The following is a 16,735-nucleotide window of genomic DNA, read 5'->3' on the forward strand; positions in this document are numbered from 1 at the left end:
AAAAATACACCGTTAAAGAACCAAACACCAAAATCTGCCTTGAACTTACAAATGGCAATAATATTCTAATCTTCAAAGGTGTATGTTGGAAAGCTCCATTTATAGGTTTCTTTTAACCCACAATCTAAAGCAAGTTTTCTTAGCTCTGCGACACTACTTTTAAAATGATGTGTTTCGTTGTAGAATTCCTCTAACTTTTCTAACTTTTCCATAGTATTATTGCTCTGCGGTTAATTCACAAATTCTAACAATAACTTCCACGGCTTTTTGCATACTCTCAACAGGCACATATTCATATTTACCATGAAAGTTATGGCCACCGGCAAATATATTAGGGCATGGTAGACCCATATAGCTTAATTGCGAACCATCTGTTCCTCCTCTAATGGGTTTTATGATAGGGGTAATGCCAATATCTTCCATCGCCTTTTTTGCTATTTCTACAATGTGGTATACGGGTTCTATTTTCTCTTTCATGTTAAAATACTGGTCCTTTATTTCTAAAGAAATGCAATCATCATATTTCAGATTGTATTTTTTGACTAATACTTTTAATAATTCTTTTCGCTCATTAAATCGTTGTAGGTCGTGATCTCTAATGATTAATTCTATAGAAGTATTTTCAATATCACCATTTATAGTATGTACATGAAAAAAGCCATCCCTTCCATCAGTTTCCTCTGGTATTTCATGTCGTGGTAACTCAGCTATTATATGATTTGCAATAAGAATGGCATTCACCATTTTGTTTTTGGCATAACCCGGGTGTACACTTTTTCCATTAATAGTGATTTTTGCACTGGCTGCATTGAAATTTTCATATTCCAATTCTCCGATTTGGCTTCCATCCATAGTGTAGGCCCATTGGGCACCGAATTTTTCTATGTCGAATTTATGAGCCCCTCTGCCAATTTCTTCATCTGGCGTAAACCCTATTCTAACTGGGCCGTGTTTTATTTCTGGGTGTTTCACCAAATACTCCATAGCGGTAACTATTTCAGTTATACCTGCTTTGTCATCAGCACCTAGTAAGGTATTTCCATCCGTAGTAATCAATGTTTGCCCTATATATTGTAATAGATCGTGAAAGTATGAGGAAGATAAAATAATATTCTTTTCTTCGTTCAAGACGATATCATTGCCATCATAATTCTCAATAATTTTCGGTTTTACATTTGTTCCTGAGAAATCGGGAGAAGTATCAAAATGAGAAATAAATCCTATTGTGGGTACTTCGTATTTTACGTTTGAAGGCAAAGTTGCCATGATGTATGCATTCTGATCAATAGATACATCTTCTAAACCAATTGAACGGAGTTCTTCTACCAATTTATTTGCCAAATTCCATTGTTTTTTAGTACTCGGTGTGGTCTCTGATGATGAATCGCTTTGTGTGTCAATAGTAACATAACTTATAAAACGGTCAATGATATCCTGCATGGTAAAAATGATTTTATCAAAAATAGGGTTATATATCGTAATTTAGTAAATGTAAGATTTGATAAATTAGATGATGAAGATATTTAGATTGTTGGTAGTGTTTTGTTCCTTTTTACTTCTTAACAAAACTTACGCACAAGCAGATTGTATACTTGGTGTAGGTTTAACTAGTGATTCGATAATTTCTGATGTGTTTCAGTTAAATAAGATGCAACATGAAAAATTGGTAAGTTTCAGCGCAGAATTGAAGTATCGTAACGATTTATTGAATAATGAATTACAGAATGTAAAGAGTCGACATCCGCAAAGTAATGTTAAAGAGTTGAGTCAATTAGCGGATAAATATAAAAGTGTGATGGATAGTATGACTCAAGTTCAAACCATGATTGACAAAAGAATGTTGACCTTGTTTAATTCGAAGCAATATGAATTATATCGTAATCTGTGTAAAGAAGCTTCCCGCTCTCCATTCATTGTAATCCCTACTGTTTACTCTGATAGCATCAACAACGAAAACAGATAATATATTTCACGCTTTTTTCAAATACACTTTTGTATTTTTGGGTATCTAAAATATATAAATGTACAGGCTTCTTATTAGACCTATTTTGTTTCTTTTCGACCCAGAAAGAGTTCATCATATAAGTTTTTCAACTATTAAATTTTTATCAAAGATTGGATTGTCTGGTCTTTTTAAATCGATATTCCTGATAGAAGATAAAAGTTTAGAGCGTGAGCTATTTGGTCTAAAATTTAAAAACCCAGTCGGGTTAGCAGCCGGGTTCGATAAAAATGCGGTGCTCTATAACGAATTGTCAGATTTCGGATTTGGTTTTGTAGAGATAGGGACTCTGACACCTAAACCTCAAGAAGGTAATCCGAAGAAAAGATTATTTCGCCTAAAAGCTGACCATGCTATTATTAACCGCATGGGCTTTAATAATAATGGAGTTTTTGAGGCAGTCGAAAAACTAAAAAAAGAACATAGGGTATTAATTGGTGGTAATATTGGTAAGAATAAGGTCACTCCAAATAACGAGGCCATTAAAGATTACTTAATCTGTTTTGATGCTTTGTTTGACCATGTAGATTATTTTGTGGTTAATGTTAGTTCACCGAATACCCCTGGTTTACGAGAGTTGCAAGATAAAGAGCCCTTAATGGCATTATTGAACGAATTGCAATTGGAAAATTCGAAATTAAGTAAACGAAAAAATACAATTCGCAAACCTATTCTATTAAAGATAGCGCCAGACCTTACCGATAGCCAACTGTATGACATTATTGAAATTGTGAATACGACCAAGATAGATGGAGTTATAGCAACAAACACAACTATCTCAAGAGAAAATTTAAAATCTCATGTGCTTTTAACTGAAGAAGTTGGCGGGCTAAGTGGTGCGCCTTTAAAAGATAGAAGTACCGAGGTAATTCGGTTTTTAGCAGAAAAAAGTAATAAGTCGTTTCCTATTATTGGGGTAGGTGGTATTCATTCTGCAGAAGATGCTTTGGAGAAATTAGAGGCAGGTGCAGACTTAATTCAATTATGGACAGGATTTGTATATGAAGGACCAGGATTGGTGAAGAAAATTAATAAAGCACTATTAGAAAAAGCAAATACTTAAAAGTGGATTCATGTTATCAAGTGATTGTTAATCTATAAACTTGAATTTGCAAGTAAAAAAAAGCCTTCGTACATCTTAAATGTGCAATGGCTTTTTTATTATCAAACTCTTTTTGTACTTATTGATTGGTCCAGTAATCAATTACTAAAACATCGTCTAAATGTGGGGTTAATACTGCACCAAACGCTTTGTGGTCTGGGTGAGGTAGATAAATAGCACGGTCTTCTTCGCTTTCAAAAGTTAGAAAAAACGCATGAGTGAAACCTTTGTCTAATCCTTCAGGGCTATTGTTCAATCCCCATTCATATCCTTTTATTTGTTCAATTTTAGAAGGTAAAGCGCTAAAAGCATCTTCGACTTCTTTTATTTGTGATTTGGTGGTTCCTTCTTTGAACTTAAAAAGAACGACGTGCCTTAAAAGGCTATCTGTCTTTATCATTGTTGGTGAATTATTAGTTTCATTTGTTACGGCAAAAGCATTTGCCATAAATGAAATACTGATTAAAAAAACGAGTGCTTTAATTTTCATGATTATATTATTTTTAAACAAGATGTTAAATATAGGTGTAAATTATGATAATTTGTACTTTACGTCCTTAACCAACTTATTTCACATTTGAACTACGAAATCTTGTTAGCATTCTCAATAGCTACGTTTGCTTTGGCACTGTCACCAGGCCCTGATAATATTTTTGTTCTCATACAAAGTATTACTAATGGTCGCAAATTTGGTCTTGCTGTCGTAGCTGGTCTAATGACAGGGTGTTTGGTGCATACTACATTATTGGCGTTTGGGGTTTCGGCGGTTATAAAAAATAATCCGACCATCTTTACTATAATTAAAATTTTTGGTGCGATTTACCTGGTGTATTTGGCAATTTCAGTTTATAGGGGAGGAGATTCTATTTCAATTAAAACTGAAAATAAACCGGTTAAAAGTTTAGGTAGTTTATTCCGACAAGGGTTTATTATGAATGTTTTAAACCCTAAGGTGACCATTTTTTTTCTAGCTTTTTTTCCAGGATTTTTATTCTCAAATGGTATTAGTACTATTATTCAATTCTATGTTTTGGGACTATTGTTTATTGTGATTTCATCTATTGTATTTAGCGGAATTGCCTTTTTATCGGGTAGTATTTCAACTTTTTTAATTGGGAATAAAAAAACAGGATTTGTTCTTAAATGGGTTCAAATTATCGTCTTTTTAGGGATAGCTATATTTTTGTTTTTCGGATAGCTTATTTCTTGTTTAATTAAGTCTTACTTAATTTGAGTTCGTATTTTTACGTAATGTCCGATTCAAAAATTAAAATAGTAGAATGCCCTAGAGATGCTATGCAAGGCATAAAGGATTTTATACCTACAAATGAAAAAGTAAGGTATTTGCAGTCATTATTGGGTTGTGGCTTTGATACCTTAGATTTTGGAAGTTTTGTATCTCCCAAAGCGATACCCCAAATGGTCGATACCGCAGAGGTTCTGTCTAACCTAGACCTATCGAAGACAAAGACGAAATTACTTGCTATAGTTGCGAATGTTAGAGGTGCTGAGGATGCAGTATTACATCCAGAAATAGAGTATTTAGGATTTCCTTTTTCCATATCAGAAAATTTTCAAATGCGAAATACCCATAAAACCATATCGCAATCTATAGAAACGTTACAAGAGATTTTTAATTTGGCAGATGCCGCAAATAAAGAGGTGGTAACTTATATTTCGATGGGGTTCGGTAACCCATATGGGGATCCTTGGAATGTTGAAATCGTTGGAGAGTGGACAGAAAGGTTGGCGAAAATGGGTGCTAAAATATTATCCTTATCAGATACTGTGGGTACTTCTGATCCAGATACTATTTCTTATCTATTTTCAAATTTAATCCCTAAATACCCAACTATAGAATTTGGTGCTCATTTACATACTACACCAACCAAATGGCATGAGAAAATAGAAGCGGCTCATGTTGCGGGCTGTAGACGATTTGATGGTGCTATTCAAGGTTTTGGCGGCTGTCCTATGGCTAAAGATGAGCTAACGGGCAATATGCCGACAGAGAAAATGTTATCCTATTTTACATCAGAAAAAATAGAGACTGGTGTTAATTGGATGGCTTTTGAAGCTTCTTATAACAAGGCTTTAGAATTATTTACAGCCTATCATTAGTACGCAAGATACCGTACCCATTCCAAACTTTAATTTAAGGTTAAGTTTATTTAGATTTATTACAAATAAGCTTGTTTCGCATTGAAACTTGTTATACGTTTGCATTGTAATTTAAATCAAGTCTAAATAAAAATGGATAATAGAATGAAAAAATATTTTGGTGCTTTAATAGCGGTTACGGGTTTATTGTTTGCTTCTTGTAGTTCTGATGATGACGGTTTAGCGCTTTCTACTTGTGTAGATGGTGTAATGAATGGTGATGAGACCGGTGTTGATTGTGGTGGTAGCTGTGAGTCTTGTGAAAGTGGAGTTGTTGCACCAGATACATATGTGTTTACCAGAGATGATGCTAGTACGGTTAGTTTTAGCGGTCAAACAATAAGATTAAAAATGGGGCAAGAGCTTTTGGCTAACTTTACTACACCAACAAATACTATTGATGATTTAATTGGAATGTTCGCTCATGTTGAGGGTGGTATTGATTTTGAAGAAGATGCTTTAAATGTTTCAGATAAGAATCTACGAAGCAAAGTAGCTGCATCTGCCGATTATTTTTCGACAAACGCAACAAATCAAGCACTAATTCGTGCTGATTTAGAGGGATTTATAAATGCTCAGGTTGAAGAGGTTTATCCAAATTGGGAAGTTGCTGCCGAGGCAGGTGTCGCTGGACAATTAGCCGATGGTGATAGAACTCGTTATGTAAGCGCAAACGGTCTTGAGTACAACCAACTATTTGCTAAATCTTTGATCGGTGGTTTAATGACGGATCAAATGTTGAACAACTATCTAAGTACGGCAGTGTTGGATGAGGCAGATAATATTGCTAATAACGATGGTGATGTAGTAGAAGAAGGATCAAGTTACACTACAATGGAACACAAATGGGATGAAGCTTATGGTTATGCCTATGGTTTAAATGCAGATCAAGCAAACCCAAATGCAGATTTAGGAGCAGACAGTTTCTTGAACGAGTATATTGAACGTGCAAATTCAGATACTGATTTTGAAGGTTTGGCTGATGACGTTTTTAATGCCTTTAAATTAGGTCGTGCTGCAATTGTTGCTAAAAATTACGAAGTAAGGGATCAGCAGGCAGAAATAATAAAAGAAAATATCTCTAAGTTAATTGCAATAAGAGCTATTTTCTACTTGCAAAATGGAAAGTTAGGTTTAGCAGGTGAGACTCCTAATTACGGTAGTGCTTTTCACGCCCTTTCAGAGGCTTATGGCTTTATCTATAGTTTGCAATTTACAAGAAAGCCAAATTCTACAGATCCTTATTTCACAAAAGATGAGGTTGATGCTTTCTTAATAGATTTATTAGATGATGGTGATAATGGTCTTTGGAATGTAGAGGAAATTACATTAGATTCTATTTCAGAAGAAATTGCATCTCGATTTGATTTTACGGTGGCGCAAGCAGCTGAATAATAGCGTAAAAAAAAGCTGTTCATGCTGAAAAGTATGAATAGCTTTTTTTATTTTTGCATTTAATTAGAATAAATAAAAATAAGAGATGAAGAGAATTATTGGATTTTTCATTGTTTTGATCTTGGGATGGGCATGTTCCAGTGATAGTGATACTGAAGGTACTGTGGTTGTAGACCCGATTAATGAAGTTTCTTTTGAGCGTAGCGCTATGCTAATAAATTGGGCCGATAATATTATTATACCATCTTATGAGGCATTTTCTACTGATTTAGATTTGCTAATAGATTCATTCGATGCATTTAAAGAAAATCCAAATGAAGATAACTTGGTTAAGTTTCGTTCTTCTTGGATAAGTGCTTATAGTTCTTGGCAACATGTAGCCATGTTTGAAATAGGACCTGCAGAGACGGTTGGCTTTCAGTTGAATATGAATATTTATCCTACTAATACTGATAATATAGATGAATTCATTACTACAGGTACTTACGATTTGTCGCTTTCTTCAAATAGAAGCTCTAAAGGTTTTCCGGCACTAGATTATTTGTTGAACGGGTTAGGAGAGAATGATGCTGAAATTTTAGCTTTCTATAATAACGGAACAAATAATACAGTGTTTACATATACTGAAGATGTACTATTAGATATGAAATCTTTGATAGGTACTGTTCTGTCTGATTGGAAAGAGGGCTATAGAGATACATTTGTTGCTAATGATGGTGCTTCTTCTACGTCATCGGTTGATCGAATGGTAAACGATTATATCTTTTATTACGAAAAGTATTTGAGAGCTGGTAAAATGGGTATCCCGTTAGGTGTATTTTCGGGTAGTACCTTACCTCAAAATGTTGAGGCATATTATGACGGTACTATTTCAGCCGATTTGTTTTTAGAGGGTTTAAGTGCTGTCCATGATTTTTTTAACGGTAAGCATTTTAATTCCGAAACAGAAGGGGAAAGCTTGGCTTCTTATTTAGATGCATTGAATACAGTAAAAGATGGCGAAGATTTATCTGCCTTGATAAATGGCCAATTTAATACGGCAAGAGATATGGTTCAAGATTTGGCATCCTTTAGAGAAGAAATTGAAAATAATAATCCGCCTACGGCTATGTTTTTGGCATATGACGAAGTGCAAAAAGCGGTGCCAATGTTAAAGGTAGATATGGTTTCTGCCATGAGTATTAGTATTGACTTTGTTGATGCCGATGGTGATTAATGAAATCGATAATAGATACATATATAAAAGCTCCTGTAGAGGCCGCCCCATTGGCGGTCTTTCGTATTTTATTTGGCCTAATGATGCTTTTAAGCATTATAAGATTTTGGGCCTATGGGTGGATAGATAAATTTTATCTTCAACCCAAATTCTTTTTCTCCTATTATGGATTTGAATGGGTGAAACCAGTAGGCCAATTTACCTATTTGATTTTTATAGTGTGCGCAATTTCTGCTATTCTAGTAGTGCTTGGTTATCGTTATAAAATGGCTATTATAGTATTCTTTTTAAGCTTTACCTATATAGAGCTTATGGATAAAACCACGTATTTAAATCATTATTACTTTATTAGTCTCTTAAGTTTTTTAATGATTTTTTTACCGGCGAATGTTTACTACTCTTTAGATGCCTATAAAAATCCCAAAAAAGCTTTTCAGTATATACCAGGGTGGACAATAAACAGCATAAAGTTGTTATTGGGCATAGTCTACTTTTATGCTGGTTTGGCAAAATTAAATTCAGATTGGTTACTAAAAGCCATGCCTTTAAAAATATGGTTACCATCTAAATTTGATACTCCTTTAATTGGTAGCTTTCTTGGCGAAGAGTGGGTGCACTATGCTTTTAGTTGGACCGGGGCTTTGTTTGATCTGTGTATTCCTTTTTTACTGCTCAATAAAAAGACGAGAACTTTTGCATTCGTAATGGTTGTAATATTTCATGTTCTTACCAGAGTATTGTTCCCAATTGGCGTTTTTCCTTTTGTAATGATAATCTCTGCCTTAATATTTTTCGATGCCAATATTCATTCAAAAATATTAAGGTTCTTTTCCAATCGTTTAAAGATTGATCTTAATAGTTTCAATACAGCGAAAGTTTTCAAGCAAATACCGACTTTTAAAATCAAAATTAAATATGGAGTAATTACAATTTTCTTTTGTTTACAGCTTTTGTTACCATTTAGATATGTATTGTATCCAGGTGAGTTGTTTTGGACAGAAGAGGGCTATCGTTTTTCATGGCGTGTTATGTTAATGGAAAAATCGGGTTACGCTCAATTTAAGATAGTTAATGGAGATACGGGGCGATGGTTTTATGTAGATAATTCAGATTTTTTATCTCCTATACAAGAAAAACAAATGGCTTTTCAGCCAGACTTTATATTGGAATATGCTCACTTTTTGAAAGAACATTTTGAAAATGATGGGCATAAAAATGTGCAAGTATATGTAGATTGCCAAGTAAGTTTAAACGGAAGGTTAAGTACAAAATATATAGACTCTACCATTGATTTAACAAAGGAGAAAGAGTCTTTTTCACATAAGAATTGGATAACACCATTTAAAGATGAGATTAAAGGAATTTAGTTTTTTACTATTGTTAGTATTATTGTCGTTCCCCGTATTAGGACAGTTTAGCATTACTGGACAGGTAGTGGATAAAGATAGTGCACCAATTTCAGATGCAGAATTATATATTAAAGAGCTAGAGCGTGTAGAGACTGCCAATTCTCAAGGAAATTATATTTTTAATGACTTAAGTTTTGGCACATATACGCTTGTCGTATTTGCATATGAATTTGAAATTTTAGAACAAGATCTCGTTGTCAATGGTAATACGACCTTCAATATAGTTTTACAGCAATTAAAAACTCAAAACCTATCAGAAGTTGTTCTAACGCAGAAAAGAGAAGAAGTTTTTGCTTTAAAACAATTAAAGAAAGTAGACGGTACTGCAATATATGCTGGTAAAAAAACTGAGGTTGTCTTGTTAGAGGGCATCACAGGAAATTTGGCAGCTAACAACCCAAGACAAATATATAGTCAAGTAGTTGGGCTAAATATTTATGATAATGGTGATGCTGGTTTGCAACTTAATATTGGTGGTAGAGGTTTAGATCCAAATAGAACTGCAAATTTTAATACAAGGCAAAACGGGTATGACATTAGTGCAGATGTTTTAGGGTATCCAGAGAGTTATTACACGCCTCCGGCAGAGGCTTTAGAAGAAATACAAGTAGTTAGGGGAGCTGCTTCATTACAGTATGGTACCCAATTCGGTGGCTTGGTAAATTTTAAATTCAAACAACCAAATCCTAATAAGAAAATAGAGCTGATTACCAGACAAACATTAGGATCTTACAATCTAAATACTTCGTTCAATAGTTTAAGCGGTACGGTAGGTAAGGTAAGTTACTACACCTACTTTAATTATAAAGAGGGCAATGGTTTTAGACCAAATTCAGATTATAATAGTAGAAATTATTTTGCTCATGTAGGTTATCAGTTTTCAGATAAAACTAAGGTAACATTAGAAGCAACGTTTCTAAATTATTTAGCCAAGCAACCTGGTGGTTTAACAGATGCTCAATTTATTGAAGATCCTACCTTTAGTAATCGAGATAGAAACTGGTTTGATGTCGATTGGAAATTGTTTTCATTACGTTTAGATCACAAGTTCTCTTCTAAAACAGATTTTAGCTTAAATGTGTTTGGCTTAGACGCATCAAGAAGTGCACTTGGGTTTAGAACCAACAGGGTTTCGCAACCAGATGATATAGAAGAACCAAGAGAATTACTCATAGATAACTTTCAAAATTGGGGTGCAGAGGCAAGATTGCTTACCAGATATAAACTGGGTGATACTGAATCAGCATTATTGGTTGGCTCTAAAATTTATAGAACAGATAATGACCAAAGACAGGGTCCTGGTACTACAGCTGCAAATGCCGATTTTAATTTTGCTAATGATGAATTTCCTAATTACGAAAGGCAGTCTCAATTTAATTTTCCTAACGCTAACCTTGCTTTTTTTGGAGAGAATATTTTCAATATAAATTCTAAATTGACATTAACTCCAGGTTTTAGGCTAGAGCATATTAATACAGAAAGTATAGGCAGTTATAAGAACATCGTTTTAGATTTGGCGGGTAACTCATTGTTAAATGAAGATGTAGAAGATAACAGGGCTTTCGATAGAACATTTTTATTGCTAGGTCTGGGTGCTACGTATAAATTAAAATCAAGTGTAGAATTTTACGGCAATTTTTCTCAAAACTACAGGTCGGTGACTTTTAGTGATATTCGTGTCGTCAATCCTTCTTTTCAGGTAGATGAGAACATTAGTGATGAAGATGGTTTTACTGCAGATATCGGTTTGCGAGGAAGACATAAAAATGTCTTTTCTTATGATGTAAGTGCCTTTGGTTTGTTGTATGATAATAGACTTGGGGAAATCCTTAAAAGTGAAACGCAGATAAATGCAGCTGGGGTAGAAGTAGAGACTGGAAGCATTATTCGCTTTCGTGGAAATATTGGTACCGCTTTTATGTATGGTTTAGAAAGTTTTGGAAACTGGAGTATTAAAGAAACCTTTTTTAGTGGAAATGATAAATTAAAATTGAACTACTTTTTAAACCTCGCCCTTACAGAATCTGAATATTTGTCTTCCGAAGAGACAAATGTTGAAGGTAATAAAGTAGAGTTTATACCAGCTGTAAACTTAAAAACAGGTCTAAATTTTGGTTATGGTAACTTACTGGGAAGTTTACAATATACGTATTTGTCAAGTCAGTTTACAGATGCTACCAATGCTCTACAAGATATAAATGATAACCAAAGAGGTATTGAGGGTGAAATACCTGCCTATGATATTCTTGATTTTTCATTGGCATATACATACAAGAATTGGAAACTTGAAGCAGGTATAAATAATGTACTTAACAACAGTTATTTTACACGCAGAGCTACTGGGTATCCTGGTCCAGGTATTATACCTTCTGAACCCAGAACGTTTTACACAACATTACAATTTAAACTTTAGAATTTCACTATTGCGTTGTTTCGTGGATACTCACAGTGTCTCGTTTAATGTTGTTTTAAATTACTAATCTTTAATTAGTGTGAAGCTTTTGCTAAGGTTTCGAGAAAAATAAATAAACCAACTATATTCACTATATTTGCACGCAATTAAATCCTTAATTGCTATGCAAGCCCACCAAAATAAGATTCTAGGAGAAGGTCTAACATACGACGACGTATTATTAGTTCCTGCATTTTCTGATGTACTTCCAAGAGAAGTTAATATTCAGGCAAAATTCACAAGAAACATTACTATTAACGTACCGATTATTTCCGCTGCTATGGATACGGTTACGGAGTCTAGAATGGCAATAGCAATGGCTCAAGAAGGTGGTATCGGTGTTTTGCATAAGAATATGACCATTGAGCAACAAGCCATGAAAGTTAGAAAGGTGAAAAGAGCTGAAAGTGGTATGATTTTAGATCCTGTGACTTTGCCTTTACATTCAAAGGTGAAAGATGCCAAAGCCAATATGAAGGAGTTCAGTATTGGTGGTATACCGATTGTAGATGATGCGGGAAAATTATTAGGTATTGTCACTAATAGGGATTTAAGGTTCGAAAAAAATAATGAACGCCCAATTTCTGAAGTAATGACTTCAGAAAATTTAGTTACTGCAGAAGAGGGTACTTCATTATCAGAGGCCGAAGATATACTTCAACAACATAAAATCGAAAAGTTACCAGTGGTAACAAAGGATAATACCTTGGTGGGATTAATAACCTTTAGAGATATTACCAAATTAACCCAAAAGCCTATAGCAAATAAGGACCAATACGGAAGATTACGTGTTGCAGCGGCTTTAGGTGTTACTGCTGATGCTGTAGAAAGAGCTGAGGCTTTAGTTAATGCTGGAGTAGATGCAGTTGTTATAGATACGGCACATGGTCATACAAAAGGCGTAGTAGCGGTTTTAAAAGCGGTAAAAAATAAGTTTCCAGATTTAGATGTTATCGTAGGTAATATCGCTACCGGTGAAGCTGCCAAATATTTGGTGGAAGCTGGTGCAGATGCGGTTAAAGTTGGTATCGGTCCAGGTTCTATTTGCACGACAAGGGTAGTTGCCGGTGTTGGTTTTCCTCAATTTTCTGCAGTATTAGAAGTTGCTGCGGCCATTAAAGGCTCTGGTGTACCTGTTATTGCTGATGGCGGAATAAGATATACAGGTGATATTCCTAAAGCTATAGCTGCTGGTGCAGATACGGTTATGTTGGGGTCTCTTTTAGCTGGTACAAAAGAATCTCCAGGAGAAACCATTATATATGAAGGGCGAAAGTTTAAATCATATAGAGGTATGGGTTCTGTTGAAGCTATGAAACAAGGTAGTAAGGACCGTTATTTTCAAGATGTTGAAGATGATATTAAAAAGTTGGTTCCAGAAGGTATCGTAGGTCGTGTTCCTTACAAAGGCGATTTATTTGAAAGTATACATCAGTTTATTGGAGGTCTTAGAGCAGGAATGGGATACTGTGGAGCTAAGGATATAGCTACATTACAAGATACGGGTCGGTTTGTTAAAATTACTGCTAGTGGTATTAATGAAAGCCATCCGCATGATGTTACTATCACTAAGGAGAGTCCTAATTATAGTAGATAGGGATATAAATATATGATATAAAAAAAGAGGCTATTATAGCCTCTTTTTTTTGTCTTAAAATATTAGTTTACCGATGTGTCTACCTGTTTTTGTAAATTTTGCACTCTTCTTAAATCGTCTGAAGCTTGAAGAACTTTTGACTTTAAAGAAGGATTTAAATCGGGATTTTCGTGAAAAAATGTCTGCAGTATCTCATCCGCTTTTGGTGAAGTATAGTTTCCTATAGTGCTACTTAGCCAACGTTTTGGAAAAAAGATATCACCTGTTTTTTGTATTTCATCCAGTAAATCAAGACTTGCTCTTAAATATTGAATTGATTCTTTTTGATGCAATGGGTGATTTAAATTATTCATAGCATTTGCTACCCATGATTCTTTAGCCCTGTTTTCTTCCTTTTTAAGGGATTTAAAAAAGGTGTTTTTGGTTTGTAGGTCATTTGAAAGTGACGGAAGTAAAAATTTAAATCGATTTAGTTTATCAGGGTTTGATATTGATTCTTCTGCAGAAACTAAAATGTTCTCGCTATCTGGGTGTCCATATAACGCTAGATTCATTGCCAATTCGTTATAATCATCATCATTAAGTTTTAAATCTTCGATCTTTATGTTTTTCTTCCATATGTTGTATAATCGTTGAAGTGATTTATCGGTATAACCAATAGATGAAAAAGTAGAGAATAATGTCTTTTTAATATTGGCAGGAAGTTTTTCTTGTAATTTGGTCCAGACTTGATCCGTAATTTCTTTTTGATAAAAAATACGTTGTTCATCAGTAAGGTATTTCCAAAATACGGTAGTTGTATATCTAGAAATAAGACCAATCAATAATTCATTTTCTTCATCGTTTAGTCCTTTTAGAAATAGTTTTAAAGCTGTGGAAGGCACAATATCTCCGTTAAGCATATTTTCAAATACATTGATATACGCATATCCACGGGCAACTTGGTCGCTAAGGGAATTTATTACGTCTAATTGTTCTGATTGAAAAGGAAATACCCCATAACCTTCTGCATTAGAATTATAGATAATGGCCTTAGGTTTAGGCAGACCTAGAGTTTCTTTTAAGTGAAACATATTATCAACCATATTTACGGTGAACGTCTTGGTGTTATTGGCATAAACGAATATAATTTCGAAAGTTTGTGGCCAAATTTTTTCGCTATTATCTTCGGCTTTTTGAAATAGTTCAAAAGAACTTATCTGATTATGTGCATCATATGTTATGGAATCTTTAAAAATAGGTCTACTAGAACTATTGACCCAAACATTGCTCCAAGCTGCAATATCAGTTTTTGATTTTTTATCAAGAATATCTATGAGTTCACCCCAAACGGCATTTTTATAGGCAAAAGTTGCTATATACTCCTGAATGCCATTTTTAAATGTTTCCTTACCTAATACTGTCTCAAGCTGGCGCATCATTATGGGGGCTTTATTATAAATGATACTACCGTACAATGAACCTGCGTTGTTGAGGTTTTCTAAGTCTTGTCTTATTGGGTTTGTGCCCAAAGTCCTGTCTTCACCGTAGGCATTGGGGTAGTGGGTAATCATGAAAGCCAATTGGTGGTCAATATTTGGAAAGGCAGGATTCATAATTTTATCTGCCATGAAATTAGCAAAGACTTCTTTCATCCAAACATCATTAAACCAATTCATGGTTACTAAATCACCAAACCACATATGAGATGTTTCATGGGCTATCAGTTTTGCACGGCTTAATTTTTTATTGGCAGTTGCACTCTCATCTAAGAAAAGAGAACTTTCTCTATATTGAATGGCACCAACATGTTCCATACCGCCATATTGAAAACCTGGTATGGCAGCAAAATCCATTTTTTGAAAAGGAAAACCATAGGCCGTGTAGTCTTCTAAAAAGGATAATGATTGTTGATGTAGATCAAAAATGGAATCGGTACTGTATTTAATTTTTGTAGAATCGGTTTCGCGATACAACATCGTCATTTCCAAGTTTGAAGGTTTTTTGGTGACCGATTCAAATTTGCCTGCAACAAATGAAAATAGATAGGTACTCATTCGGTCAGATTCGCCGAATTCGTGTTTTGTATATGCTCCTTGCTCAATTTTATTTGCTTCTTTAGAACCGCACAAAACTTTCCAGTCCTTTGGGGCAGTAATACTTAGCGTATAAGTTCCTTTAATGTTAGGTTGGTCAAAACAGGGGAATAAAGTTCTAGCACGGTCCGGTACTAGCAAAGTGTAGAGGTAATTTTTATTTCTATTCAAGGATAGTTCCCCGGCAATAAACTCTATGGTAACAGAATTCCTTCCATTTTTTAAATGGTCTTTGGATAAAAAAATGTGCTCGTTAATATGTTTAATACCGACAGAATTGTCATTGATCGCTACCGATTTTATTTTAGAAGTTTCCTCCTTAAAATCTAAATAAACGGATTCTTGAAGCTGTTCTAGATTAAAATCTAAAATTAATTTAGAATGTATGGGGTTTTTCTGTTCTTCTGGAATTTGAAAATTAAGGTTGTAATGAACATTAGAAATTTGTGATGCCCTATAGGTTGCCATTTCTAAAGATACACCAGACTCTATAGCTTTGGTGGCTTGTGGGTTATTTTTGCAGGAGATGATTATGAATACCCAGAAAAACAAGTAAAGTACTTTCTTCATATATTGGTAATAATATGTTGAAGTGAAAATACTTTAATGGAAATTCCTTTCCAATTTTAAATATTGAATTAACTCTAAATAAGAGTTTTTTTTGGTTATCCTAAACAGTAACTATTAAGTAGTACATTAATTTTATTTAAAAATGAAATATGAAATTAAAGATAAACTTCTAATTTATTTACCGGCCTTGCTAACATAGGCGTCCCATTTTTTCTCTTTATAAATGTTATCACCAAAATAACGCGCTATTTCTAAAAATGGCTTTGGTTTTTGATAACCAGGTACTGGTGAAAGCATGTTTAATTCTTCATCTAGAAAAATCGTTGTGGGGTAACTTAAACGACCTTGCATTAAGGCAGCTGCAAATTCATGATATCCTTTTCTTCCTGAGGGTACGAAATTATAAGTTTTCCCTTTGTATTCAATAGGTTCTTTGCCTTCTCCATCTAGCTTAACCATATAATAGTTTTCTGCCATATAAGCGGCAACTTCAGGGTTTTGAAAGGTGTCTTTATCCATTTTCTTACACCACCCACACCAATCGGTATAGACATCTATAAATATTTTTTTAGGATTTTTATCGGTTGCAGCTAATTCTGCAGCTTCCTTCCAAGAAAGCCAATTTACCTCTTGTGCATAAGTAGCGGCAGAAACAAATAGAACGGATAAGAATAAAAATGATTTAGAAAAAAATAAAGAATACGTCTTCATGAGTTATTTTTGAGATATTAGTCCAATAACAATACCAAAACTAACG

The 16,735-nt window shown here is 34.3% G+C and carries 14 protein-coding genes; 9 read left to right on the forward strand and 5 right to left on the reverse strand.

The features are described 5' to 3' along the window. Positions 1-65: 65 nt before the first annotated feature. Positions 66-212 (reverse strand): hypothetical protein, encoded by a 147-nt coding sequence (locus tag BMY56_RS18865; RefSeq protein WP_245737189.1) that lies wholly within the window; start codon positions 210-212, stop codon positions 66-68. 4 nt (positions 213-216) lie between these two features. Next, entirely contained in the window at positions 217-1,440 is a 1,224-nt protein-coding gene (pepT, locus tag BMY56_RS08845) for a peptidase T (protein WP_091622803.1), read from the reverse strand. A 70-nt stretch (positions 1,441-1,510) separates the two neighbouring features. Between pepT and BMY56_RS08850 the strand changes: the two genes are divergently transcribed. Beyond that, positions 1,511-1,963 carry a hypothetical protein gene (locus tag BMY56_RS08850; RefSeq protein ID WP_091622805.1) on the forward strand — a complete coding sequence of 151 codons (453 nt, stop codon included), beginning with the start codon at positions 1,511-1,513 and terminating at the stop codon, positions 1,961-1,963. Positions 1,964-2,021: 58 nt separating this feature from the next. After that, entirely contained in the window at positions 2,022-3,065 is a 1,044-nt protein-coding gene (locus BMY56_RS08855; protein ID WP_091622808.1) for a quinone-dependent dihydroorotate dehydrogenase, read from the forward strand. Positions 3,066-3,183: 118 nt separating this feature from the next. On the opposite strand, the gene BMY56_RS08860 is transcribed toward BMY56_RS08855, so the two are convergent. Beyond that, positions 3,184-3,552: a Dabb family protein gene (locus tag BMY56_RS08860; RefSeq protein ID WP_245737195.1), complete on the reverse strand. Its 369-nt coding sequence runs from the start codon at positions 3,550-3,552 to the stop codon at positions 3,184-3,186. 129 nt (positions 3,553-3,681) lie between these two features. On the opposite strand from BMY56_RS08860, the gene BMY56_RS08865 reads away from it, so the two are divergent. The 7 genes from BMY56_RS08865 (at position 3,682) to guaB (ending at position 13,333) form a co-directional block, all read left to right on the forward strand. Then, complete coding sequence (locus BMY56_RS08865) at positions 3,682-4,302, forward strand: LysE family translocator (protein ID WP_091622814.1); 621 nt, start codon at positions 3,682-3,684, stop codon at positions 4,300-4,302. 53 nt (positions 4,303-4,355) lie between these two features. Next, positions 4,356-5,225 (forward strand): hydroxymethylglutaryl-CoA lyase, encoded by an 870-nt coding sequence (locus tag BMY56_RS08870; protein ID WP_091622817.1) that lies wholly within the window; start codon positions 4,356-4,358, stop codon positions 5,223-5,225. A gap of 144 nt (positions 5,226-5,369) precedes the next feature. Continuing rightward, positions 5,370-6,659 carry a DUF4856 domain-containing protein gene (locus BMY56_RS08875; RefSeq protein WP_091623265.1) on the forward strand — a complete coding sequence of 430 codons (1,290 nt, stop codon included), beginning with the start codon at positions 5,370-5,372 and terminating at the stop codon, positions 6,657-6,659. An 85-nt stretch (positions 6,660-6,744) separates the two neighbouring features. Continuing rightward, positions 6,745-7,875 carry an imelysin family protein gene (locus BMY56_RS08880; RefSeq protein WP_091622820.1) on the forward strand — a complete coding sequence of 377 codons (1,131 nt, stop codon included), beginning with the start codon at positions 6,745-6,747 and terminating at the stop codon, positions 7,873-7,875. Continuing rightward, a complete protein-coding gene (locus BMY56_RS08885; protein WP_091622822.1) occupies positions 7,875-9,242 on the forward strand; it encodes an HTTM domain-containing protein in 1,368 nt (455 codons plus the stop codon). The genes BMY56_RS08880 and BMY56_RS08885 overlap by 1 nt, the downstream gene beginning before the upstream one ends. Further along, positions 9,223-11,697 carry a TonB-dependent receptor domain-containing protein gene (locus BMY56_RS08890; RefSeq protein WP_091622825.1) on the forward strand — a complete coding sequence of 825 codons (2,475 nt, stop codon included), beginning with the start codon at positions 9,223-9,225 and terminating at the stop codon, positions 11,695-11,697. Before BMY56_RS08885 ends, BMY56_RS08890 begins: the two co-directional genes overlap by 20 nt. 163 nt (positions 11,698-11,860) lie before the next feature. Beyond that, on the forward strand, positions 11,861-13,333 hold the full coding sequence (guaB, locus tag BMY56_RS08895; RefSeq protein WP_091622827.1) for an IMP dehydrogenase: 1,473 nt from the start codon (positions 11,861-11,863) through the stop codon (positions 13,331-13,333). Between the two features lie 62 nt (positions 13,334-13,395). On the opposite strand, the gene BMY56_RS08900 is transcribed toward guaB, so the two are convergent. Together BMY56_RS08900 and BMY56_RS08905 are read right to left on the reverse strand one after the other, a co-directional pair. Further along, positions 13,396-15,978 (reverse strand): M1 family metallopeptidase, encoded by a 2,583-nt coding sequence (locus tag BMY56_RS08900; RefSeq protein ID WP_091622830.1) that lies wholly within the window; start codon positions 15,976-15,978, stop codon positions 13,396-13,398. 174 nt (positions 15,979-16,152) lie between these two features. Continuing rightward, positions 16,153-16,689 (reverse strand): thioredoxin family protein, encoded by a 537-nt coding sequence (locus BMY56_RS08905; RefSeq protein ID WP_091622833.1) that lies wholly within the window; start codon positions 16,687-16,689, stop codon positions 16,153-16,155. Between the last annotated feature and the right edge of the window lie 46 nt (positions 16,690-16,735).

It is taken from the genome of Maribacter orientalis (assembly GCF_900109345.1).
Taxonomy (GTDB): Bacteria; Bacteroidota; Bacteroidia; order Flavobacteriales; family Flavobacteriaceae; genus Maribacter; species Maribacter orientalis.